This is a genomic window from Psychrobacter sp. CR212, from assembly GCF_059693765.1.
The window spans coordinates 310,055-333,547 of the sequence record NZ_JCATIF010000002.1 but is presented as its reverse complement, the minus strand read 5'-3'; the positions used below and the strand labels follow the sequence as shown (position 1 = coordinate 333,547).

The following is a 23,493-nucleotide window of genomic DNA, read 5'->3' as shown; positions in this document are numbered from 1 at the left end:
TAGGTTGTAGCTATCAGTTATTAATTTACTCTCTGTAAAACACTCTAAATATCTTTCCATATCTAAGAGTTTTTATTCACTTCAAAATATTGGAATCAATAAAAAAGCGACCTATGATAGGCCGCTTTTTATTATCCAACAGTTATATAAGGAAGCTACTTTCCTTGATAAGAAATCTTCAAACCAGCAATATAACCATCATTATCTTGGAAATCACCAACGATTTTTCCACTAGGTAGACGACCTTTTGCATCACCGAACCATAAGTATTTACCACCAGCCGACACGGCCCAGTTTTCCGTCACGTTGTATTTGGCACCAAGACCGACGCTGTAATAGCCATCGACAGGACCTAACGACGTTGTTGGATCACCGGCACCACTATCCCAACCAACCGTACCACTGATAGCAAGTGCTGGTGCAACACGCTTAGCCAATCCTAGCTCCACTTGCCATTGGTCATCATCGTATTCAACCAAGTTTAAGCCATCAGGACCATAACTTATTTTACTAGTGTCGTTATAAAGTGGTGGTGTGATGACAAAATCGCTCCACGGTACCCAACGCACTTTTGCCGTTGCTAGAGTTGTAGGATTAATACCAGTCTGGAAATCAAAATTGACTGATTTAGGCGTGGTAATTTCGTATGTACTGTCTCTATTTGCTGCTGCTGCTGCTTGTTCTGGAGTAGCTCCTGCTGCTATAGCTCTAATTGCTACTAAAGGATAGGACTCGGATATTTCTATATCATGGTCAATCTCAGAACGATAAGTCAAAGCAGCCTTTAGAGCAATTTCAGGCTTGCTATAGGCAATACCTGCGATATAACCATAATCCATATCAGGATTGCTGTTTGACGTATAGCCAGTAGCAGGTCCATAAGCTAAGCCACGCAATTTGGTTTCAGATTGGATACGCTGAGCAACTGGACCACCATAAATTTGGAAGTTTTTATTGGCACCGAATTTCATTCCCAGAATACCAGTCAAGCTTTGGCTACGGACTTCTACATTAGTATTTTCGCCTGCATTACCTGCTTCAGCTTGTGCTACTGCTACTGCTCCACGCAATCCGTCTAACTGAGCCTGCTGTTCTGGAGTCAAAACACCCGCTGTTTCTCCTGCAGCCAGAGCACCGATTGCACCCTGTGCCGCTGCCAGACTTGGCGCTGCACCATTAGTAATAGAAGCAATAGAAGCGTCGACATCTCCTTGTGAGACAAAGTTACTTTGGGTATATTCAGCAGCAGCACCAAAAGGCTCATCATATAGTACACCCACACTGAACGTGTCGTTGATATCAGTTTTTACGCCATAGCGGAAGAAGTCATAAGATTCAGCAATGTCGCCCGTTTTATTGCCGCGCTCATAGTCATTTTGGCCAGGATTGACATTCGCACTATCGTAGCCGCTTACATCAGCGTCAATATAAGTATAGACCGCTTCAGCGTAAGTGCCATCTTGAAAAAAGGCAGTGACATCTTGACCTGAACGATCAAGACCAGCAGCATTGGTTACGCTAGCAACAGAGAGAGTAGCAATAGCTACTGCAAGGGATTTCAAATGAAAGGTAGTGCGCATTATATATCTCCAACGATCCTTGTTGTATTAATACTTTAATAACCATTATGTAGCATTGCTATGCTCGATATTGATATTACTAAAGTTTTGTCCTAGGTTGAATACTAATGTCTTTTTGACACTAAAACAACATTTAAAGTGCTTTATTTCTCAATTATGACTGGACAGTACATATAAGATATAAATAAAATGCTGTGGTTTACTTTTTATCCTTAGTGTGATTTTTACGGTGAGGTCTATAGTCATAAAATAAATATTTTTACCTATAGTCTGTTACATGTGATTTCTAAAAACACATAATAAAAAAGCGACCCTTAAAGGATCGCTTTTTTATATTAGTAGCAAACAGTATCACATAATTTATTTGTGATTTACTGAGCTTGGTAAGATAGTTTTACACCCAATACAAAACCATCGTTACTTTCGAAATCACTAACGATCGTCTTAGTTGGGATTTGACCTTTGGCATCACCGAACCATAAGTATTTACCGCCAGCAGATATCGCCCAGTTTTCGGTCACATTATATTTCGCGCCAAGACCAGCGCTATAATAGCCTTCGATAGGACCTAATGAGGTGACTGGGTTACCTGCACCACTGTCCCAACCAACAGTACCACTGATAGCAAGTGCTGGCGCGACACGCTTAGCCAATCCTAGCTCTACTTGCCATTGGTCGTCATCATAGCTAACTAACGCTAACCCCTTATCATCCTGAGTCGAAATCTTGCTAACATCGTTATATAGTGATGGTACGATAGCAAAATCACTCCATGGTACCCAACGTACTTTTGCAGTCGCTAGGGTTGTAGGGTTGATGCCAGTTTGAAAATCAAAGTTCACTGATTCAGGCGTAGTTATTTCAATGCTATCAACTCTGTTTGTTGACAGGCCAAGTGCAGAAACCACAGGAGCTGGTATAAGACCAGAACCTACAACAGGATAAATTTCAGATGCTTGAGCGTTATGTTCGATTTCCGATCGGTATGTTAATGATGCTTTTAACGCAATTTCAGGCTTGCTATAAGCTACGCCTGCGATATAACCGTAATCTTGATCAGCATTAATATTCGTAGTGTAACCGTTCGCAGCTTCATAAGCAGGACCGCGTAGCTTTACATCTGCCTTTACGCGCTGAGCAACTGGGCCACCGTATACTTGGAAGTTTTTATTTTGACCAAACTTCGCACCAAGGATACCAGTAATACTCTCTGTACGTACTTCTACGTTAGTACCCTCACCGTTTGCATTTACAAAGTTATTATCACCAGTATAGTCAGCGGCTGCGCCAAAAGGCTCATCATATAAGACGCCAACACTAAACGTGTCGTTAATGTCTGTTTTTACGCCATAACGGAAAAAGTCATAAGACTCTGCGATATCATCAATCTTATTACCTGAAGTATCTTTACCCGTCACGTCCGCATCGATATAGGTATAGACAGCTTCAGCATAAGTGCCATCTTGTAGGAATGCGGTGACATCTTGACCTGAGCGATCAAGACCAGCAGCACTAGCAGCGCTAGCGACAGATAGAGCAGCAACAGCTACTGCAAGAGTTTTTAAGTGAAAGGTGGCGCGCATTTTACATCTCCAAACATCCGCATTGTTTTACTGCTTTACTTAATTCTCTTAAGTAAGCAGCATCCGAGGTGGAAGATAGTAAAGATTTTTTAACACTAAAACAACTGCCAAAATACATTATTTCCATATTATGACTATTAAGTCACCAAAGGGTACCTTTATCTAAAAATACACATATTGCGTCCATTTACTACTGGTTACCTTACTTACTATTATTTTTAATAATGTGGTGGTTTATCCGCCATCACATCAAATGGGGCAATACCACTCTCTGGGTCTTGATTTTCTATTTGCTTATAAATCAGTTGTAGCTGACGCTGTAATGTCTGAATATCTTTATCTTGACGTGCAATCACCTCATCAAGTCTCTCTACTGTAATCTCAAGGTGCGCTACATTCATTTGCAAATCAATTACTTGGGTTTGCAAGTCGTCTTGTATGCTCGCAGCAGCATCTTTGTTATTAGATTGATTCATATTTTTCTCTAAAGTATCGTAAATATAAGGTGGGAAGGTTTAGCAAGTAAAATAGGTGGCAAAACCTAAGTGGCACCATTAAACCCATCATACTAATCAAAAATAGCCACTATGAATAAAAGCTATAAATAGTACTGATAAAACGATTTACTCGCACTACAGTTGCGCGGTGGCATGTTATACTGCTGGCAATTTTGCAACAACCCCTACCTCACTATTATATAAGCTTAAGATACTCTATGGCACTGATTCATTTAAAAGACATTCACTTAGCGTTTGGCGTCGCGCCTGTTCTTGATGGTATTGATTTTTCTATCAATTCAGGCGAGCGTGTGTGTTTGATTGGCCGCAATGGCGAAGGTAAATCCACCTTATTCAAACTGATTAATGGCTCATTGCAGCCAGATAGTGGTGAGATCATCACCAACAGCAGTATGCGTGTTGCGATGCTTGAGCAAGACGTCCCCGAGTCGAGCGGACGCATACTTGATATCGTCATGGGTGGTAGCCGCCGCACAGCTGACTTGCTCATTAACTATAATAAGCAAGTGGAGATGTGTGCCAATGGCGACATGGACGCTTGCGAGCACATGGCGACCTTGCAGCATGATATAGACGCCGTCCATGGCTGGGACTTAGAGCGTGATGCCATGCGTCTGATCACCACCATGGGACTTGATCCGAAAGATGATTTGTCATCACTCTCTGGTGGTCGTAAGCGCCGCGTATTACTTGCTCGTGCGCTGGTCACCAAACCTGATGTACTCTTACTTGATGAGCCAACCAACCATCTAGACGTTGATAGTATTGAGTGGTTAGAGCGCTTCTTGCTCGATTGGCAAGGTCTAACTCTACTGTTTGTCACCCACGATAGAGCATTCGTTGATAAGCTTGCGACTCGTATTGTAGAGCTTGACCGTGGTCAATTGACCAGCTATGACGTCACCCAAGGCGCCAAAGGCTACGCTCGTTATCAAGAGCTAAAAGAGCAGCAGCTACTTGCTGAGGAAAAAAACAATGCCAATTTTGATAAAAAACTGGCGCAAGAAGAAGTCTGGATTCGCCAAGGTATCAAAGCCCGTCGTACCCGTAACGAAGGCCGCGTCCGTGAACTAAAAGCATTGCGTGAAGAGCGCCGCGAACGCCGTGAGCAAGTGGGTAATGTAAACATCACGATGGGTCAAGGCGAAAAAAGCGGCAAGCTCGTTTGTAAAGTCAAAAACCTGCACCTTGAATATGAGGGTAATGTACTGGTTGACAACTTTACGACCACTATTATGCGCGGCGACAAAATCGGTATTGTCGGCCCTAACGGTGCTGGTAAAACCACCCTTATCAAAGCCCTACTCGACATGTCTGACGATGAAGTCACTAAAACGGGTAGTGTTGAACTAGGCACCAATCTAAAAATCGCGTTTTTTGATCAGCTGCGCGATCAGCTCGACCTTGAGGCAAGCGTCGCGCAAAACGTCTCAGAAGGCTCGGATTTTGTCGAAGTTGGCGGTCGCAAGACACATATCATGAGCTATTTACAAGACTTCTTATTTGCACCAGAGCGTGCACGTACCCCTGTCAAAGCACTGTCAGGTGGTGAACGCAACCGCGTATTACTTGCTAAGCAATTATTAAAACCTGCTAATATTTTGGTACTCGATGAGCCGACCAACGATTTGGATATGGCGACACTTGAGCTATTAGAAGAGTCGGTCAGCAGCTTTAACGGTACCATCTTGCTGATCAGTCATGACCGCTCATTTATGGACAATGTGGTCACCTCCACCTGGGTATTTGACACGGATGAAAATGGCAATGGCATCGTCAAAGAGTATGTCGGCGGCTACCAAGAGTATTTGGTGCAAAAAACCCGAGAAGAGGCAGCACGTGCCGCAAAAACACCTGCCAATAATGCGGTCAGCAAAAAAGCGGCAAATAAATCTAGCGCAGATACCAAGCCTAAAAAAGCAGCCAAAAAGCTGAATTATAATGAGCAGCGTGAATTGGATAACTTACCAAAAGAAATCGCCGCACTCGAAGCCGAACAAACTCAACTACAAGAAAAATTGGCTGATGGCTCTTGGTTTAATACCGACTTTGATGCAGCGACAGCCGCAAGTGAGCGTTTATTGACAATCGAAGATGAAATGATGAGTAAGCTTGAGCGTTGGAGCGAGCTTGAAGACTAATAATGGCACTTCTCTAGCCACATTTATTAGAATATCGCATATGTACTTTGCATTGCGTATTTCGATAAACAAGTTTCTGATAGTCTGATAAAGCATTATTAATTATTCTGAAAGCATCACCACTTTATTATATATAGAGTGGTGATATTCGTTTTATGACGTTTTATCCAGTAGTGAGATGGTGAAAGTTAGTGAACATTTTCGTAATTTCAAGTATCATTCGCTATTGCTGAGAAATCCTTATTAATTATAAGGTCATGACAATTACAATCCCTATAAAAGCAAAGTTGGCGTTAAACATTGATAATCCGACTGTTTTAATATGGTTGTCATATTCAACCCCCTAATATGCCCTATTAAGGTTGCTTTATTTTTAACGCAATAATTTATTTTATCACCGAAATAGCTTAGAATAGTAACAATTAGCAAAATTAGGCACAGCTAAAGTGGCTTGATATTGTATATTTTCTAAGCCACAAACCCAGTGTGGGATAATCCCATTTCATTCACCTGGAGGAAGTATTAATGAGCCAAGCCGAAGGCGTTAATGTACAACGCCGTAGAGTTCTTATTGCCTCAACTGCCGCGATTGGTGCAGCTGGGGTAGCTGCCGTGGCGACACCTTTTGTCCGTTCTTGGTACCCAAGCGCTAAAGCTGAGGCTGCAGGGGCTGCAGTAACCCAAGATATTAGTGCTATCGAAGATGGACAAATGATTGTTGTCAAATACCGTGGCAAACCTATTTATGTCGTTAAACGCACAGAAGACATGGTCGCAGGGTTGGAATCTGTAACACCATTACTGTCAGATCCTGAATCTGCAGCATCGGTACAACCTGAATACTGCAAAAATACCAACCGCTCTATCGATCCATCGATCTTGGTGGTTGAGGGCGTATGTACGCACTTGGGCTGTGCACCAAACTACCGTCCTGATGTGGGCGCGGTGGATTTAGGTGGCAATGATTGGTACGGCGGGTTTTTCTGTCCGTGCCACGGGTCAAAATATGACTTAGCAGGCCGCGTATATAGTGGCGTTCCTGCACCGCTGAATCTACCCATCCCAGAATATGGTATGGATGGTACCATTTTGACGGTTGGGGAGGCTTAACATGAGTATAGGTAAAAAGTTAATGCACTGGGTGGACGCGCGTTTTCCAGCGACTGAAACCTACGAATACCACATGTCAAAGTACTACGCACCAAAGAACTTTAACTTTTGGTACTTCTTTGGCGTATTGTCAATGATCGTATTGGTCAACCAGTTGGTGACCGGTATTTGGCTGACGATGATGTACAACCCTAGTGCCGAGGGCGCATTTGCGTCTGTAGAATACATCATGCGTGATGTCAAAGGCGGTTGGCTCATCCGTTATATGCACTCGACTGGCGCCTCAGCGTTCTTTGTCGTGGTGTATTTGCATATGTTTAGAGCACTGCTCTACGGCTCATATCAAAAACCTCGTGAGCTTATTTGGCTCATCGGTATGGGTATTTACCTAGCATTGATGGCTGAAGGTTTCTTCGGTTACCTACTACCGTGGGGCAACATGTCATTCTGGGGTGCACAGGTTATCTTAAACCTACCTGCAGCGCTGCCGGTAATTGGTGACGGTCTTGCTGAATGGGTACGTGGTGACTATATCATCTCTGGTATTACCCTAAACCGCTTCTTTGCGCTACACGTTGTCGCTATTCCATTGGTCCTTGTGGGCTTGGTCTTCATGCACATTGTCGCATTGCACCATGTAGGTTCTAACAACCCTGATGGTATCGATATTAAGAAGCTAAAAGACAAAAATGGCGTACCATTAGACGGTATCGAATTCCATCCATACTACACTGTGCATGATATGGTGGGTATTGTAGTATTCTTTATCTGTTTCTTTGCAGTGGTATTCTTCTTCCCAGAAGGCGGCGGTTTCTTCCTTGAGCCACCAAACTTTGAGACAGCGAACTCACTGAAAACACCAGCGCATATTGCACCAGTATGGTACTACACGCCTTTCTACGCTATCTTGCGTGCTGTTCCTGATAAGCTGGGCGGTGTCATCGCCATGGGTGCGGCCATCGCTGTACTATTCTTGATACCGTGGCTCGACAGATCACCTGTACGCTCAATACGCTACAAAGGTATCTTGTCTAAGATTGCACTAACTGTATTTGCTATTAGCTTTGTGGTACTAGGCTACTTAGGTGCAACACCTGCAACGCCAACTGCGACTATTATGGCTCGTGTATTCACGATTCTATATTTCTTGTTCTTCTTACTGATGCCGTTCTATACTGCCATTGAGAAGTGTAAACAGCCACCAGAACGCGTTACCGGAGGTCACTAATGAGCACGCTAATCAAATCCCTAGCTGGTCTAGGCTTAGGCGCGGCATTGACCTTGACTGCTGGTACAGCAATGGCTGAAGGCAGTGGTTGTGGTACGTTTACTAATGCTGAAGGTGTTGATGAGCATTTGGCTTGTAGTACAGCGCCTATTGATTTTACCAATAAGGGCTCGCTACAAAATGGCGCGAAGATTTTTATGAACTACTGCGCTGGGTGTCACTCAGCCAAATATGTTCGTCATTCGCGTATTGCACAAGATTTAGAGATACCGCCTGAGTTGGTTGAAAAGTATTTGATGGTTACCACCGATCAAATCGGTGACCATATTACTGCTGAGATCGACCCTGAGGTTCAAGCGTCTTGGTTTGGCGCAGCGCCTCCTGATTTATCACTTGAGACAAGACTGCGTGGCGATGACTGGGTATATACTTACCTACTATCGTTTTACGAAGATCCAAGTCGTCCTTGGGGCGCTAACAACTTAGTACTGGCCAATGCTGCTATGCCCCACGTATTGCATAATATGCAAGAAGAGCTAAGCCAAGAAGAATTTGAATCTGAAGTTGGTGACTTAGTCAACTTTATGGCTTGGATGGGTGAGCCTGCTCGTCACGACCGTCAAGTAATTGGTTTCTTTGTTATTTTATTCTTGTTAGTACTACTCATCCCAGTTTACTTGTTGAACAAAGAATTCTGGAAAGACGTCAAATAAGTAATAATTAGCAGACAGTTCTGATAATTAAAAAAGGCACTACTTCGGTAGTGCCTTTTTTTGTGCTTTGACATTAAGCTGAAATACCAGATAAGCCGGAAAATAAGCCACTCAGCGCTAATGTTTACGTACACTACCTTGATAAACGTTGCGAGTTTGTTTACGATGACAACCTTCACTCTTAACATTAGGCTTTCATGATTGATGCGAATGACATTCCAAGTAGTCAGCTAATTTTATATGCTGATGACGGCTACGACAGTCATGTGGTACGCCTATTACTTGAAGAAAAAAAGCTTGCTTACTATTTGTCTCGTCTGCATTCCGAGCGCCCTGAAGATTTGACTGAGCTTAATCCCTATCATACCTTACCTGTATTGCAGCAGCGTGAGATTGCGCTTTATGAGATTAATGTTATTTTTGAATATCTTGAAGAGCGTTATCACACAAATAAACTGCTCCCTGAGACACCGCAGGAACGTGCACAGTTTCGCCAATTGGCTTGGCGCATTCAGCGTGATTGGCTCGTACTTGGCAAGCGCCTCCTCACGCATCCAGATAGTTTTAATAAAGCACAGGCTGCCGTTGCCAAAAAACAACTCAGTGATTCATTGATTACTCTGTCGCCGCTGTTCGCTCATAAGCCTTATTTTATGGCTGATGAGTTTGGTTGGTGTGACGTGTTATTAGCACCCCTATTATGGCGATTGGATGAAATGGGGATTGAGCTACCACGTGCTATCAGCCGTCCGCTATTTGAATATCAAACGAGAGTGTTTGAGCGTAGTAGCTTCCAAAAAAGCGTACGTTGATTAGACAAGTATAAGAAGCTGCCTTAGAATAAGTACCAATATAACAGAAATTGACTTGCAATTATTGTGCGATAATTTGCCAAATAAAATATCTTTTCATTATTGAACATCATTAGTATAGGAAATCATTAGATGAGCGAAACCACCTCTATTACACCTACCCGTCCTTATATGGTACGTGCACTATATCAATGGATAGAAGACAACGCCTTGACGCCTTATCTGATGGTCGATGCTACTGCTGATAACGTACAGATTCCAACCGAGCACGTGCAAGATGGTCGTATCGTATTAAACATCGCCAGCCGTGCTACAGGCAATATGAGTATGGAAAATGACTATATTCATTTTAGTGCGCGCTTCGGCGGCGTCTCACAAGAAATTTGGGTACCCTTGCAAGCGGTACTTGGCATCTATGCTAAAGAAAACTCGCAAGGGATGTTTTTTGATCCTAACGAGTACGATAACTATGAGCCTGAAGAAGAGGCTAGCGCGGTAGCGAATAAACCAAAAGCTGCGACTAGACCTAAACGCGATAACAAAGCGGGCTTAAAAGTGCTGAAGTAATCAGCCATTCAAACTGATTATTTTTCACATAATAAAAAGCCAGTCATATTTGATATAACTGGCTTTTTATTGGCTGCTCAAAGACTTGAGACTTTATCTTTAACTAGGTTCTCGGCAAGGTCACGCCGCGCTGACCTTGGTATTTACCGCCGCGATCCTTGTAGCTGGTCTCGCAGACATCGTCGCTATCGCTTTGGAAAAACAGCATTTGTGCCACGCCTTCACCTGCATAAATACGAGCTGGTAGATTGGTAGTGTTACTAAATTCAAGTGTCACATGACCTTCCCACTCAGGCTCTAGCGGCGTGACATTGACGATAATACCGCAACGTGCGTAAGTCGACTTGCCTAGGCAAATAGTCAGTACGTCGCGTGGAATACGGAAATATTCCATCGTACGTGCTAAGGCAAACGAGTTTGGCGGAATGATACACTCATCACCGACGATATCGATAAAGCTTTTATCATCGAAGTTTTTAGGATCAACAACGACTGAATGGACGTTGGTAAAGACTTTGAATTCAGGCGCACAGCGTACATCGTAACCGTAGCTTGAGGTACCGTAGCTCACCAAACGCTCGCCTGCATCATTGAAGCGCACTTGACCTGGCTCGTATGGCTCGATCATGCCGTGCTCTTCGGCCATTTTACGAATCCAGCGGTCAGACTTAATAGACATTGTTATTCCTTAGCAAATTTTTAATAGCGATGATTATACGGAATTGATGGCTCAATTTATAGGTTTTACGCGAGATAAAAGTATCCACTCGCTATTCAGCTTGAGTCAGATATTACCATTTTGCAAAGTGATCTTCCGCTAGTCCCATTACCTTATCCAAGCGTAGCACTTGCCCAGCTAAGCGTATCTCGCCGCTGTACTCCCCTAGCCACTGCTCAAAGATGCTGGCGACAATGCCGAAATTGTCTGTTTTTTTGTAGACTCTAATCGGCGTGAAAGTTAAATCGATATCGACACTGCTCCAGCCTAAGCTTCGATGATAAATGTGCCAAGTATTGGCAGAAGAGTCATTCTTATCTTTACGCTCAAATAATACAGGCGGCAGATAAAAAATCTCGCCATCGAGCCAACAAGCATTCTCACTTAGACCTGTCTCATTGACACCCATAGAGAGATTCAATAAAAAATGCCTACCATCTGCTAGGTAGCTGTTGATACAAGTCCAAAACCAATTGGTCTCATGACGCATATAACCCAGTGTCCAATCTAGATTGGCTCTTGTTGTCTTGCTCAATTCAAGTATTTGCTGCTGACTATCAGCGGTTATCTGTGCACCCGATTTGATAATTATCTCGCCGCTAGCAGCGCTCAACGGCTCTTTTTGGGTAAACGTCCAACCGCGTCTGCCTGTTGGCGTACATATCGCAAGCGGCTGCTGCTGACGCTCTAATTTTGCATGGACTGCTAGATATTGGCTATCAAGCTCTATACTTACCTGCTCTGGGATAAAATCTAGCGTTAGGCTAAGCTTGCTATGGGTAAAAGACATCTGCCCTTGATAATGATCGCCTTTAAATTCACTGCGGCGCGTAACTGGCTGCAAGGCTTCCCCAATCTCTAATTGTGCAGTCTTTTCATTGTAAACATAAACAAAAGCACTAGTGGCAATCTTAATCGTTGCCAGTGCGAGACATACTCTAAAAGGCGGCTCGATGATTTGGACAAAACAGAATTGATTGACCTTGAAGTCTTTACGCCAGTTTGATAATGGTTTTTGCGAGATTAGCGGACTGTAATAATCGAGATAATTGATTTGTTTAACTTGCGAGAACACCCCCAATTGCGGCTGACCATTTTGGATGAGCTGTTCGATAGCTTGTGGCTTTATATCGGTAGAAATGATATTTGCGTAAGCTACATTATCTACCTTGTCGCTTTTAATAGGTCCATGCATTGCTATGACATCCTTGTCTTGCATTTATTACTGACTAATCACTTGTCCTTGATAGCTTACTTCGGTACTTATCACTGTTCTTTTTGCTTGCCTTGATGCGGCCCAAATAGCTTCTGTAATGGCTTTGACCTCTATTGCAGTGAGTCCATCGACCAGCTCCTGCGTCACATTTGCTACGGCAAAACCATTTGTCCCAAAAGGATGCTTGGGAAACTTTAACAATAAAGCCGCCATCGCCTCTACTGCTGACAAAAAATCGGCAATCACCATTCGCCTATTACTAAAGGTTGCATTGACTTGATAGCGCTTGCTACTACCATCTTTATAGTAGCAAACGCCAATCAGTTGGTTATTTGATAGCTCAATTTCATACATGGGCGGACGCAGCATTTTTAATAACGTGTACTGCTTGGGCGCAGCCTCTAAATGACTTTGATAAATAGATACCTCACAAAGCTTCCTTGCTTCTTTGTTAGAATAAAAGTGCTTTTAACTTTATATTTGCTTAGGCTAATTTGTTATTGATAAACAATCATCATAAACGATTAAAATATACGTTTATCATCAACAGGCTTAGCAAATTTATCAATATTAGTCTCGATGTTTTTGGCTATATTGATATAGTAATTCGCAAACTCATCATCAGCCAATACACTTGGCTCCCCTTTATCGACTTGGGCGCGGATACCACTGGCAAGTGGTAGTTGCCCTAATAGCGGCACCTGATACTGCTCAGCGATAATCTCACCACCGCCAGTACCAAAAATCGCTTCGGTATGGTTGCAGTTACTACAAGTGTGCAGCGCCATGTTTTCAACAACACCAAGCACAGGAATACTGGTTTTGTTAAACATCTCAATACCTTTCTGCGCATCAAGTAGTGCAACGTGCTGCGGCGTCGTGACGATGACAGCGCCTGTCACTGGGATACGCTGTGCTAAGGTCAGCTGTATATCGCCCGTACCTGGCGGCATGTCAATCACCAAGTAATCTAGCTGTGGCCAGTTGGTTTGATTATAAAGCTGCATCAGCGCACCCGTCGCCTTTGGCCCACGCCACGCAACTGGTGTGTTCTCCCCATCGAGCAAACTACCGATGGAGAGCATCGCTATTCCATGCGCATCAACCGGAACGAACTGCTCGTTTTCTAATTGCGGCTTCACATCGGCAACACCTAGCATTGTCGGCATACTAGGCCCATATATATCCGCATCAAGCACGCCCACGCGGTTACCCAGCTTTTGTAATGCCAGTGCGATGTTCACAGTCGTCGTTGATTTGCCAACGCCGCCCTTACCTGATGCCACAACAATAATATGGCGGATACGAGGATGCGCAGCTAATGAAGCTTGCGTAGGTGCTGCTTTGGTAATTGGCGGCTCAGCGTTAGCGTTATTGGCATTACTCACGTTGTTATTAACGCCAGATGAAGGCTGGGACTCCATCGCATTGGTTGTCTTTGGCATCTGCTTTGGTAAGCTTGAACCTGACCCTTTTTCTGGAGCAGGCAGGCGCACATTCATATGAATCGTGGTAATGCCATGCGGATGCAGCAGCTGACCAAGCTCTTGTTGGACAGCTTCAGGGTTGCTGTCTTGTGGCAGGCGCAAGTCTAGCGTCAGCGCCTCGCCGTCACGCTCAAGTCCTGTGACCATCGTCGCAATACTGACTGTTCCTATCTCATACCCAAGCAATACTTTATCAACGGCACTATCACGTTCTGCCTGCTGCTGCGGTGTTTCGGTTTTGGTAGTTTTTTTCTTCATAAAGTTGAACATAGCTATTATTATTGCCTATACAAGTGGATGAGTTTGGTACATGGCTTAATTCATATCGTCTCCTATTGAGCAAACGATAAAACCAGTGACCATTTTAGCCAAACCTTTTATCGTGACAGTGTAGCTGAATTGGACGCATAAAAAAACCACAACGCCAGTAGGTCTGACATTGTGGTTTGTTCTATTAGGGCGTGTTGAACATTCGCAAATAGGCATTGCTGATCGCTAAAATTGTTCCAGACAAGGCATAAAGCGACGATAATGCAGATGCCTTAGCGAGATTTGTAACGCAGTATGGGGCAATTAATTCATAAACCAGCCATGACTGGCAACGATAGATTGTCCTGTAAATACATTACTGGGAAACGCCGCTAAGAATAGTGCCAACTGAGCAATATCCTCTACCGTCGTAAACTCTTTATCGACAGTATTTACTAGCATAATGTCATTAACGACAGATTCTTCACTAATGCCTTTCTCGCTTGCTTGCTGCGGTATTTGTTTTTCGACCAAAGGCGTTTTGACAAACCCGGGACAAATCACATGTGCGCGCACATTATGCTCAGCACCTTCTTTGGCCAATACGCGGCACAGTCCTAGCAGGCCGTGCTTGGCAGTGACGTAAGGTGCTTTATAAAGTGACGCTTCATGCGAATGTACTGAGCCCATGTAGATGACCGTGCCGCCCTTATTGCCTTTATACATGTGCTTAATCGCGGCTTTAGTGGTCAAAAAAGCGCCATCTAAGTGAATAGCGAGCATTTTTTTCCAGTCATCAAACGTCATTTTATGGATAGGATCGATAATTTGGATACCAGCATTAGACACCAAAATATCAATAGCGCCAAAGGTATCAACCAATTTCTGTACACCTTCGTTTACCGCATCTTCAGAGGTCACATCCATCGCAATCGCAAGAGCACGCCCGCCATCTGCTTCAATGGCATCAACCGTTTGCTGTGCTGCTTCAAGATTGATATCGGCAATACCAACCATAGCGCCTGCTTTTGCATAAGTCTCAGCGATATCACGACCGATACCACTTGCAGAGCCCGTGATTAATGCCACTTTACCTGTCAAATCCTGCTGTAATTGGGTGGACATATAGGTTCCTTATTATGATCTATAAATATTAGGAGATAAATCCTATTTAGCAATGCTAACTGGCGTTTTTTCTTGTAGCTCGTCAAAGCTAACACCATCTGCTAATTCAACCAATTTTAGGCCACTGTCAGTAACGTCTAATACGGCAAGCTCAGTGATGATACGATCAACCACGCCCTTACCCGTCAATGGTAGCTCACAGTTGGCTAAGATTTTTGGATCGCCATGCTTATTGACCTGTTCCATCAATACAATCACACGCTGTACGCCTGCGACCAAATCCATCGCACCGCCCATGCCTTTGACCATCTTTTTGGGAATCATCCAGTTAGCAAGGTCACCTTGTTCTGAGACTTCCATGGCGCCTAATATCGCTAAGTTGACATGACCACCGCGAATCATCGAAAAGGACTCTGAACTACTAAAATAACTGGCCCCTGCTTCTGCGGTCACGGTTTGCTTGCCCGCATTAATCAAGTCTGCATCGACGGCATCTAATGTAGGGAACTCACCAATACCCAGCAAGCCGTTCTCTGATTGTAGCCATACGTCTACGCCCTCAGGAATATAGTTAGCGACTAGCGTTGGTAGACCAATGCCTAAGTTGACATAATAGCCGTCTTGTAGCTCTTTTGCCGCGCGCTGCGCCATTTGTTCTCTTGTCCATGCCATGCTGATTTCCTTATTTTTTTACGATATTCTATTGCTATTCATCTAAATCGTTAGTTATCTAAACAATTAGCTATCTAAGTTATTATCAATCTAAAAACTGACGATAAGTCTCAATCATGATTTTATCTAAGCGCCTTCTACCGCTTTAGTCGTGGTTTTTTCGATACGTTTTTCAGGGCTAGCATTCAATACAATACGTTGCACAAAAATACCTGGTAGATGCACTTCATCTGGATCAAACGTGCCTGTCTCGACGATTTCTTCGACTTCGACGATGGTGATTTTTCCCGCCATCGCGCAGTCTGGGTTGAAGTTGCGAGCGGTCTTATTAAATATCAAGTTACCGGCTTTATCGGCCTTCTGTGCTTTGATGAGTGCCACATCCGCACGCAGTGAATGCTCTAATACATAAGTACGACCATCAAAATCACGCGTTTCTTTACCTTCGGCAACTAATGTGCCCACACCAGTCGCTGTATAGAATGCAGGAATACCCGCACCACCTGAGCGTAGCTTTTCGGCCAATGTACCTTGCGGGGTTAGCTCAACTTCTAACTCGCCTGCCAAGTACTGGCGTTCGAACTCTTTGTTTTCACCAACGTATGATGAAATCATTTTCTTGATTTGGCGGGTCTGTAGTAGCAGACCAAGTCCAAAATCATCGACGCCAGCGTTGTTGCTGATACAGGTCAACTCTTTAACGCCACTATCACGTAGTGCTTCGATCAATGCTTCTGGAATGCCGCATAGACCAAAACCACCGATAGCGAGTGTTTGCCCATCTTTAACAATACCGCTTAGTGCCTCTTCAGCACTGTTATATACTTTTGATTGACTCATGCTTATCTCCTATGATTATCATTTATATTTTTTAATCCGTGTAAAGCTCATTCTGAATTAGCTATATCAAATATCCATTTGATAATTACTTTTCACGCATTTTATTTTACGACTCTTATTTCTTTTGAACATTACAACCTTATACCACCAACCAAAACACGCCCATTATGACTGCACCAGATACGGCAAGCACGATCAGGCAGTAGCCCATGATAGCGCGTGCATCTAAACCTGCGATACCCAACAATGGCAAGGCCCAAAACGGTTGAATCATATTGGTCCACGCGTCCCCCCATGCAATCGCCATCGCAGTGATGGCTGGGCTGACACCCAGCTCAATGCCAGCTGGAATCATAACAGGGCCTTGCACAGCAAACTGTCCACCGCCCGATGGTACAAAAACATTCACTAGGCCAGCACTTAGAAATGCAAAAATCGGGAAACTGTCTGCGGAAGCGGAATTGACAAAAAACTCGGTGACTTGCGTACTGATGGAGATGCCATCCGCATTTGCACCCGTCATAATTCCCATGATGCCGCCATAGAAAGGGAACAGCAGTACAATGCCTGTGATACCGCCGATGCCTGAGTGTACGGCGCGATAATAGCGCTCTAGCGTGCCATGCGATAACAAACCAATGAATAAGAATAGCCCAATGACAATGTTTAACCCTAGATTAAAGCCGTTGTTGCCAAACTCGCTGATATAGTACATCAGTGCCAACGCCAGCAATATCACGGCGATTATACGGCTATCATCGAGCTTTTGCGCAGGTGTATTTCTTTGGGGCGCGACGTAGATCTCTTCTTTGATTAATTTAGGATCAATCACGGTAGGATTTTTGGGATGCATAAAGCGGTTTAGCATCGGCAAGATAATAATGAGTAAACCTACAATCAGTAAGTTATAGCCTGCGAATACAGTCTGAGATAAAGGCACTGCTTCGGTCATCGTATTGCCAGATAGCGTCAGTAGCGTATCGCCACCCGAACTAAGCGTCAAAGGTATCGAGCCTGAGAAGCCGCCATGCCAAATCACAAAACCTGAATAAGCCGCAGCAACGAGTAAAGGATAATCAACATTGGCGACTTTCTTTGCTAGTGCTTTGGCGAAAATAGCCCCGATAATCAGACCAAAACCCCAGTTTATCCACGAACTGACCAACCCAACTAGGGTCGATACGATAATGGCGGTCGTAGGAGAATGAACTCTGCTGGCAAGATTGTCCAATAACCGTTGAATAAAGGGTGCACTGGCAAACGCGTAACCTGTGACCAAAATCAGCGCCATTTGCATCGCAAAGCTATGTAACGACCACAGTCCATTACCCCAGTGTCCTGCCATCGCAATCATATCTTGACCAGTAATAGCCAAGCCAACCGCGAACGCAATGAGGGTTAAAACAATTGAAAAGACAAACGGAGATGGTAGATAGCGATTGACCAGCTGTACGCTCACGTTAGTGATGACACTAAACATATTCACATTCCTTGTAAATTTGCTGTTTGTGATGAGATTTATGACCAGTTTTTATGGTTAGCGCTTATTGTCAATAAACTTCCATTTGATAAGCGCGGCTCATATTAAACATTATACTTTATATTTTTATTTATAATAATACATATTATATCGGTATATCATGTATAAAATACTTATGCTAACTTAACATATAATTCTCGCAGCGAGAAGACAATAACACTAAGAACGAATGAGACAGTACAGTAGCGAGGTATGAGGCAAGTCAATATCATATTATTCTAAGATTAATATTTGATAAAAAATCAAAAATTACATATTTTGATTAATTTTATTGACCTACATCGATAAGCGCGACATACACGCTGTCTTAATTTTGCCAAGGAGGGCTATCATGTTTAGTACATTTGCGATTGTCATTACCCTATTATTACTCATGTTTTTTGCTTATCGCGGTTATTCTGTGCTGATCTTAGCACCGATTATGGCGACGCTAGCAGTCTTACTATCAGGTGATTTTTTAAACACCATCCCCGCTTATACCGATGTCTTTATGGGCGCGTTAAGTGGGTTCTTACTCAAATTCTTCCCTATATTCTTGCTAGGGGCATTGTTTGGGCGTTTGATGGCCGACTCTGGTGCGGCAACTGCCATCGCCAATACCGTCGTCGAAAAGCTCGGTGCCAGCAAGGCCATTCTCGCGGTGATCTTGGTCTGTGCTATTTTGACCTATGGCGGGGTATCACTGTTTGTGGTGGCGTTTGCCATTTATCCTATTGCCAAGGACTTGTTCAGAGCAGCCGATATCCCAAAACGTTTGATTCCAGCAGCGATTGCCCTAGGGTCATTTACATTTACCATGACTGCACTGCCAGGCACGCCAGCCATCCAAAACGCTATTCCAATTCCTTACTACAACACCAACGTATTTGCCGCGCCTATTTTGGGTATCATTGGCGGTACGATCATGTTTATCTGTGGTTGGTTGTGGCTTCAGTCACGTGCCAACAAAGCCAATGCAGCGGGGGAAGGTTATGGTCAGCATGATGAAGAGGATGTAGGCGGCGTTGGAGCGGCTGCAAAAGAAGCTGATATATTAAACACTCATCACACTTCATTCACCGTTGCCATGATTCCGCTGATATTGGTCATTGGCTTGAACGCTATATTGACCTATGTGGTTTTCCCATCGATAAATTTCAGTAGCCTAAAAACTCAATTCCCAGAGTTGAATATTGCAGGTTCGCTCGGGTTATGGTCCATTATTATCTCGTTGGTCGTCGCTTGTGTGGTGTTAATTCTGCTCCGCATCGGACATTGGAATAACCTACAAAAAACCATCAACCGTGGTACTTATGATTCTATGCTGCCGATTTTTAATACTGCATCAGAAGTGGGTTATGGCGCAGTTATCGCGTCGCTCGCAGGCTTCCTTATCATTCGTGATAGCATTTTAAACCTTACCCCTGACAACCCTCTGATCTCAGAAGCCGTCGCGATGACCACGCTTGCTGGTATCACAGGCTCATCGTCTGGTGGTTTGAGTATTGCGCTGTCGACCTTGGGTGAAGACTATCTAAGAATGGCCGTCAATGCGGGTATCGACCCTGAGCTAATGCACCGCGTAGCCGTTATGGCGGCAGGTGGTCTTGATACGCTTCCACACAGTGGCGCTGTCATTACCTTGCTAGCGATTTGTGGTTTGACCCATAAACAGTCTTATTTGAACTTGGCGATGGTGACGATGGTCATTCCATTGGTTGCTGTGGTTGCTGTGATTATCTTAGGGACGATGTTTGGTTCATTCTAAGCTAGCTTAGTCATTTAATCATTTATTCACTTAGCCATTTATTATTGACTACTGGTATCTAAGTGAATAATGGATAAATAAAAAACCCACTTAGCACACTGCTTGGTGGTTTTTTTATGGCTGGTTTATGACCATCAACATGCGGTGTAAACCTATCGTTCATGGCTAATAAATGCTTGCCAAATGAGAAGTAATTACCAAGGAATATCACAAAATTATCTGAATTACGGTATCATAGGCACACTTTTTGATTTTTTATTATTTTTAGAAGTTTTTAGCATTAACGATGTCGCATCTATGAGCGATGAGCCGCTTAAGATGTTCGATAACCAACCCATTTATACAAAAATATAGGTGATAAAAGTGCGTGAGATTTTAGTAACCAGTGCGCTGCCCTACGCCAATGGCGACATCCATTTGGGGCATCTTGTAGAATATATTCAGACAGACATCTGGGTACGTGCGATGAAGGCGCAAGGCCATCAGGTCACTTATGTCTGTGCCGATGACGCGCACGGTACAGCCATCATGCTCAAAGCAGAAGCCAATGGCGTCACGCCAGAGGAGCAAATTGCCTCAGTCAAAGCCTCACACGAAGCGGATTTTGCAAAGTTCCTGATCAATTTTGATAACTACCACAGCACTCATTCAGAAGAAAACAAACAGTTCTCTGAGCTGATTTATCGTCGTCTCAATGAGGCTGGTCATATCAGTACAAAAGATGTCGAGCAGCTATTTGATCCTGAAAAGCAATTGTTTTTAGCCGATCGTTTTGTCAAAGGTACTTGTCCAGAGTGTGACTCACCAGATCAATATGGTGATAACTGTGAAGTCTGCGGCACCACTTACGATGCAACAGATCTAAAGAACCCGCATTCAACATTGTCTGATGCAACGCCTGTCCTTAAAACTTCTAAGCATTATTTCTTTGATTTGCCAGAGTTTGAGCAGTTCTTACAGGACTGGACGCGCAGTGACAATCGCTTGCAAACCTCAGTGGCTAATAAATTGCAAGAATGGTTTGATGCAGGACTTACTAGCTGGGATATCTCGCGCGATGCGCCCTATTTCGGTTTTCAGATTCCAGATACCCCAAGCGATGAGCCAGACAAATATTTTTATGTCTGGCTTGATGCGCCAGTTGGCTACATGGCAAGCTTTAAAAACCTATGTGATAAGCGTGCGGGAACAGACCAAGCGCTTGATTTTGACCGCTACTGGGCACAAGAAAACGAGCACAAAACTGAAGTTTATCACTTCATCGGTAAAGACATCGTGTATTTCCATGCACTGTTTTGGCCTGCCATGCTAGCTGGTAGCGAATTGCGCACGCCAACAGGCGTCTTTGCCCATGGCTTCTTGATGGTCAATGGCGAAAAAATGAGTAAGTCACGCGGTACTTTTATCAAGGCCGAGACATATGCTGAGCACTTACACCCTGAATATCTGCGTTATTACTTCGCCAGCAAACTGTCTGACAAAGTCGAAGATATCAACCTTGATTTAGAAGACTTTATGCAAAAGGTCAACTCTGACTTGGTGGGTAAAGTGGTCAATATCGCTAGTCGTAGTGCAGGATTCCTGGTTAAAAAGTACGACGGTATACTGTCTGAGACTTGCGCTGAACCGCGCCTATTAGAAGACATTACCAAAACGGGCGATGAGATTGCTGCTGCTTACGAGAATCGTGAATTCTCACGTGCTATGCGCCTCATCATGCAGTGTGCGGATAAAGCCAACGAATATATCGATGCCAAAAAGCCATGGTCGCTCGCGAAACTGGAAGGCACTGAGCAAGAAGTTCAAGACGTCTGCTCGGTCGCTATCAACATCTTCCGTCAGTTGATGGTCTATCTGGCACCAGTATTGCCTGAGCTGACAGCAAATGCGAAAGAGTTTTTGAACATTGACGATTTAAGCTTTGCCAGTCGTAATGGGTGGTTATTAGGCCATAAAATCAATAAATTCAAGCCACTGATGCAACGTATCGAAGAAAAAGATATTGAAGCCATGGTAGAAGATTCTAAAGCATCATTAGCTCAAGCTGATGCGCCTGCTGTGACCGAAAATAACAAGCCTGCCGCAAAAGACAAATCACCTGCAATAGACGCTAATACTGATGCCGAGCAAACGGATTATATTGGTATCGAAGACTTTGCCAAAGTTGAGATGAAAGTCGCACACGTTTTAGAGTGTAACCATGTAGAAGGCGCGGACAAGCTGCTACAGTTCACACTAGATGTTGGTGAAGAAAAGCCACGCAACGTGTTTAGCGGCATTCGTAAGTTCTATGAGCCTGAGCAACTGACGGGTAAGAAGGTCATTTGCGTGACCAACCTTGCCCCGCGAAAGATGAAATTTGGCATCTCTGAGGGCATGATTTTGTCATCAGGCGATCCAAAAACTCAGCTAACGGTCGTTACGCTACCTGACAACTGTGTCATTGGTGATGTACTCGCATAAAAATATTAACTTAAGTAGTGGTGTAAGTGATAATTAAAGAAAGAACGAAAAAAACGGTCTAAATAGACCGTTTTTTTATGGGTGACTTAAAAGATTAAATCTCGCTGTTATCTACTCAAAACATCAATAATTTCCAACGTGTTATTAATTACTGTCACAATCTTATTGTCTGGCGTACGGATACGTACGTAACGGTCATCATAACGGTCTAAAATAACAGAACGATCATAATCCCTTCTGTCAATCTTGCCGACTACTCTATAACCGTATTTATCAAGGTCACGCTTGAATGACGCGTTAGGGCTAGCATTGCGATACGCATTAATATTAGGGTGGGCATTGCCATTATTTTGATAATTGTTATGGTTGTAATCTTTACTAATGTGAGCAGAGTTACCCTTGCCATTTCCATGACCGTGCCCATTACCATGATTGTCTTTTGCCATAGCAGGCAGGCAAATCAATGAGCTTGCCGTAATGCCAGCGATGGTCAATAACTTTAAATTAGCTGTATTCATAATGTTATCCTTAAAATATGCGTTTGAATAATAGTAATGAGATATTTGAGTGCGTTGTATAGTCAAGTCAATTTAAAAATGACACAACGAGATTAAAGGCTATTTTTCGCAGCCTCTGGAGACGAAGTCACAGCAAGCAAGGAAAATAGTATTTAATCGAGTGTGTTTGTGATGCTATATCAGTTTTATTTGGGCTTTACTATATATTCAACACGTCAACATAGTAATGATATGGATTTTGGACGCACCCTACTTCTCATATAAAAAATTTTTATATAAACATTAGCTTACGTTAATTATGAAGTCGGTTCGTAATAGATGCGTTGCTAGCTTGTATGCTTTTTGCCTGTCTGTGTATTGGATAAGACAATGCCTTAAGAGGCTAATTCTTATGGTTAAATACTCAAAACCACATTTATGACAGTGGTTACGACAATGCCTAATAGTCTTACTAAGTACGCCTATGACGAATGCGCTTTAATTTTTTATTGCGATAACTTACATTGCTGTCATAATATGAACATAATAATCGACGGAACGATTACTTTATTTAATGGTTAGCCTGCTATTTTGGCATCAACATAGCATTGACTCGGCTAATCTGCATTCTCCAATATCTTTTTTAGAACCAAAGAGAACCAAACAGATCATTTGAGCATTGCTATT

Annotated in this window: 20 protein-coding genes; 8 read left to right on the top strand and 12 right to left on the bottom strand. The window is 43.4% G+C overall.

Annotated features, from left to right (window positions below):
- Window positions 1-155: 155 nt before the first annotated feature.
- From AC58CZ_RS05735 to AC58CZ_RS05725, 3 genes are all read right to left on the bottom strand, one after another.
- Window positions 156-1,580 carry an outer membrane protein transport protein gene (locus AC58CZ_RS05735; protein ID WP_494223781.1) on the bottom strand — a complete coding sequence of 475 codons (1,425 nt, stop codon included), beginning with the start codon at window positions 1,578-1,580 and terminating at the stop codon, window positions 156-158.
- A gap of 371 nt (window positions 1,581-1,951) precedes the next feature.
- Window positions 1,952-3,163, bottom strand: a complete 1,212-nt coding sequence (locus AC58CZ_RS05730; protein ID WP_277077339.1) for an OmpP1/FadL family transporter — start codon at window positions 3,161-3,163, stop codon at window positions 1,952-1,954.
- A gap of 218 nt (window positions 3,164-3,381) precedes the next feature.
- Complete coding sequence (locus tag AC58CZ_RS05725) at window positions 3,382-3,639, bottom strand: SlyX family protein (RefSeq protein ID WP_186474767.1); 258 nt, start codon at window positions 3,637-3,639, stop codon at window positions 3,382-3,384.
- A gap of 239 nt (window positions 3,640-3,878) precedes the next feature.
- Between AC58CZ_RS05725 and AC58CZ_RS05720 the strand changes: the two genes are divergently transcribed.
- The 6 genes from AC58CZ_RS05720 to AC58CZ_RS05695 all read left to right on the top strand — a co-directional run bounded on the left by AC58CZ_RS05720 (window position 3,879) and on the right by AC58CZ_RS05695 (window position 10,252).
- Complete coding sequence (locus AC58CZ_RS05720; protein ID WP_494223782.1) at window positions 3,879-5,822, top strand: ATP-binding cassette domain-containing protein; 1,944 nt, start codon at window positions 3,879-3,881, stop codon at window positions 5,820-5,822.
- Between the two features lie 525 nt (window positions 5,823-6,347).
- On the top strand, window positions 6,348-6,932 hold the full coding sequence (petA, locus tag AC58CZ_RS05715; protein WP_494223783.1) for a ubiquinol-cytochrome c reductase iron-sulfur subunit: 585 nt from the start codon (window positions 6,348-6,350) through the stop codon (window positions 6,930-6,932).
- A gap of 22 nt (window positions 6,933-6,954) precedes the next feature.
- Window positions 6,955-8,160, top strand: a complete 1,206-nt coding sequence (locus tag AC58CZ_RS05710) for a cytochrome b (protein WP_193006695.1) — start codon at window positions 6,955-6,957, stop codon at window positions 8,158-8,160.
- Entirely contained in the window at window positions 8,160-8,873 is a 714-nt protein-coding gene (locus tag AC58CZ_RS05705) for a cytochrome c1 (protein WP_071001276.1), read from the top strand. Before AC58CZ_RS05710 ends, AC58CZ_RS05705 begins: the two co-directional genes overlap by 1 nt.
- Before the next feature lie 197 nt (window positions 8,874-9,070).
- Window positions 9,071-9,685, top strand: a complete 615-nt coding sequence (locus AC58CZ_RS05700; RefSeq protein ID WP_058024136.1) for a glutathione S-transferase N-terminal domain-containing protein — start codon at window positions 9,071-9,073, stop codon at window positions 9,683-9,685.
- Between the two features lie 132 nt (window positions 9,686-9,817).
- Window positions 9,818-10,252, top strand: a complete 435-nt coding sequence (locus AC58CZ_RS05695) for a ClpXP protease specificity-enhancing factor (protein WP_186474771.1) — start codon at window positions 9,818-9,820, stop codon at window positions 10,250-10,252.
- 103 nt (window positions 10,253-10,355) lie between these two features.
- On the opposite strand, the gene dcd is transcribed toward AC58CZ_RS05695, so the two are convergent.
- The 8 genes from dcd to AC58CZ_RS05655 all read right to left on the bottom strand — a co-directional run bounded on the left by dcd (window position 10,356) and on the right by AC58CZ_RS05655 (window position 18,039).
- Window positions 10,356-10,931: a dCTP deaminase gene (dcd, locus tag AC58CZ_RS05690; RefSeq protein WP_186474772.1), complete on the bottom strand. Its 576-nt coding sequence runs from the start codon at window positions 10,929-10,931 to the stop codon at window positions 10,356-10,358.
- A 112-nt stretch (window positions 10,932-11,043) separates the two neighbouring features.
- Window positions 11,044-12,165, bottom strand: a complete 1,122-nt coding sequence (locus AC58CZ_RS05685) for a DUF2804 family protein (RefSeq protein ID WP_494223784.1) — start codon at window positions 12,163-12,165, stop codon at window positions 11,044-11,046.
- 27 nt (window positions 12,166-12,192) lie between these two features.
- On the bottom strand, window positions 12,193-12,540 hold the full coding sequence (locus tag AC58CZ_RS05680) for a hypothetical protein (protein WP_494223785.1): 348 nt from the start codon (window positions 12,538-12,540) through the stop codon (window positions 12,193-12,195).
- Between the two features lie 170 nt (window positions 12,541-12,710).
- Window positions 12,711-13,943, bottom strand: coding sequence for an iron-sulfur cluster carrier protein ApbC (gene apbC, locus AC58CZ_RS05675; protein WP_212563670.1), 1,233 nt, complete (start codon window positions 13,941-13,943; stop codon window positions 12,711-12,713).
- A 303-nt stretch (window positions 13,944-14,246) separates the two neighbouring features.
- Window positions 14,247-15,047, bottom strand: a complete 801-nt coding sequence (locus AC58CZ_RS05670; RefSeq protein ID WP_423609128.1) for a 3-hydroxybutyrate dehydrogenase — start codon at window positions 15,045-15,047, stop codon at window positions 14,247-14,249.
- 42 nt (window positions 15,048-15,089) lie between these two features.
- Entirely contained in the window at window positions 15,090-15,719 is a 630-nt protein-coding gene (locus tag AC58CZ_RS05665; RefSeq protein WP_494223786.1) for a 3-oxoacid CoA-transferase subunit B, read from the bottom strand.
- 126 nt (window positions 15,720-15,845) lie between these two features.
- Entirely contained in the window at window positions 15,846-16,559 is a 714-nt protein-coding gene (locus AC58CZ_RS05660; RefSeq protein ID WP_443524441.1) for a CoA transferase subunit A, read from the bottom strand.
- A 139-nt stretch (window positions 16,560-16,698) separates the two neighbouring features.
- Window positions 16,699-18,039, bottom strand: a complete 1,341-nt coding sequence (locus AC58CZ_RS05655) for a TIGR00366 family protein (protein ID WP_494223787.1) — start codon at window positions 18,037-18,039, stop codon at window positions 16,699-16,701.
- Between the two features lie 391 nt (window positions 18,040-18,430).
- Here AC58CZ_RS05655 and AC58CZ_RS05650 point away from each other — a divergent pair, with 391 nt between their 5' ends.
- Together AC58CZ_RS05650 and metG are read left to right on the top strand one after the other, a co-directional pair.
- Window positions 18,431-19,846 carry a GntT/GntP/DsdX family permease gene (locus AC58CZ_RS05650; RefSeq protein ID WP_494223788.1) on the top strand — a complete coding sequence of 472 codons (1,416 nt, stop codon included), beginning with the start codon at window positions 18,431-18,433 and terminating at the stop codon, window positions 19,844-19,846.
- A gap of 363 nt (window positions 19,847-20,209) precedes the next feature.
- The gene (metG, locus tag AC58CZ_RS05645; RefSeq protein WP_494223789.1) at window positions 20,210-22,309 is read left to right on the top strand and encodes a methionine--tRNA ligase; all 2,100 of its coding nucleotides are present in this window, start codon (window positions 20,210-20,212) and stop codon (window positions 22,307-22,309) included.
- Between the two features lie 107 nt (window positions 22,310-22,416).
- On the opposite strand, the gene AC58CZ_RS05640 is transcribed toward metG, so the two are convergent.
- Window positions 22,417-22,827: a hypothetical protein gene (locus AC58CZ_RS05640; RefSeq protein WP_071001267.1), complete on the bottom strand. Its 411-nt coding sequence runs from the start codon at window positions 22,825-22,827 to the stop codon at window positions 22,417-22,419.
- Window positions 22,828-23,493 lie beyond the last annotated feature (666 nt).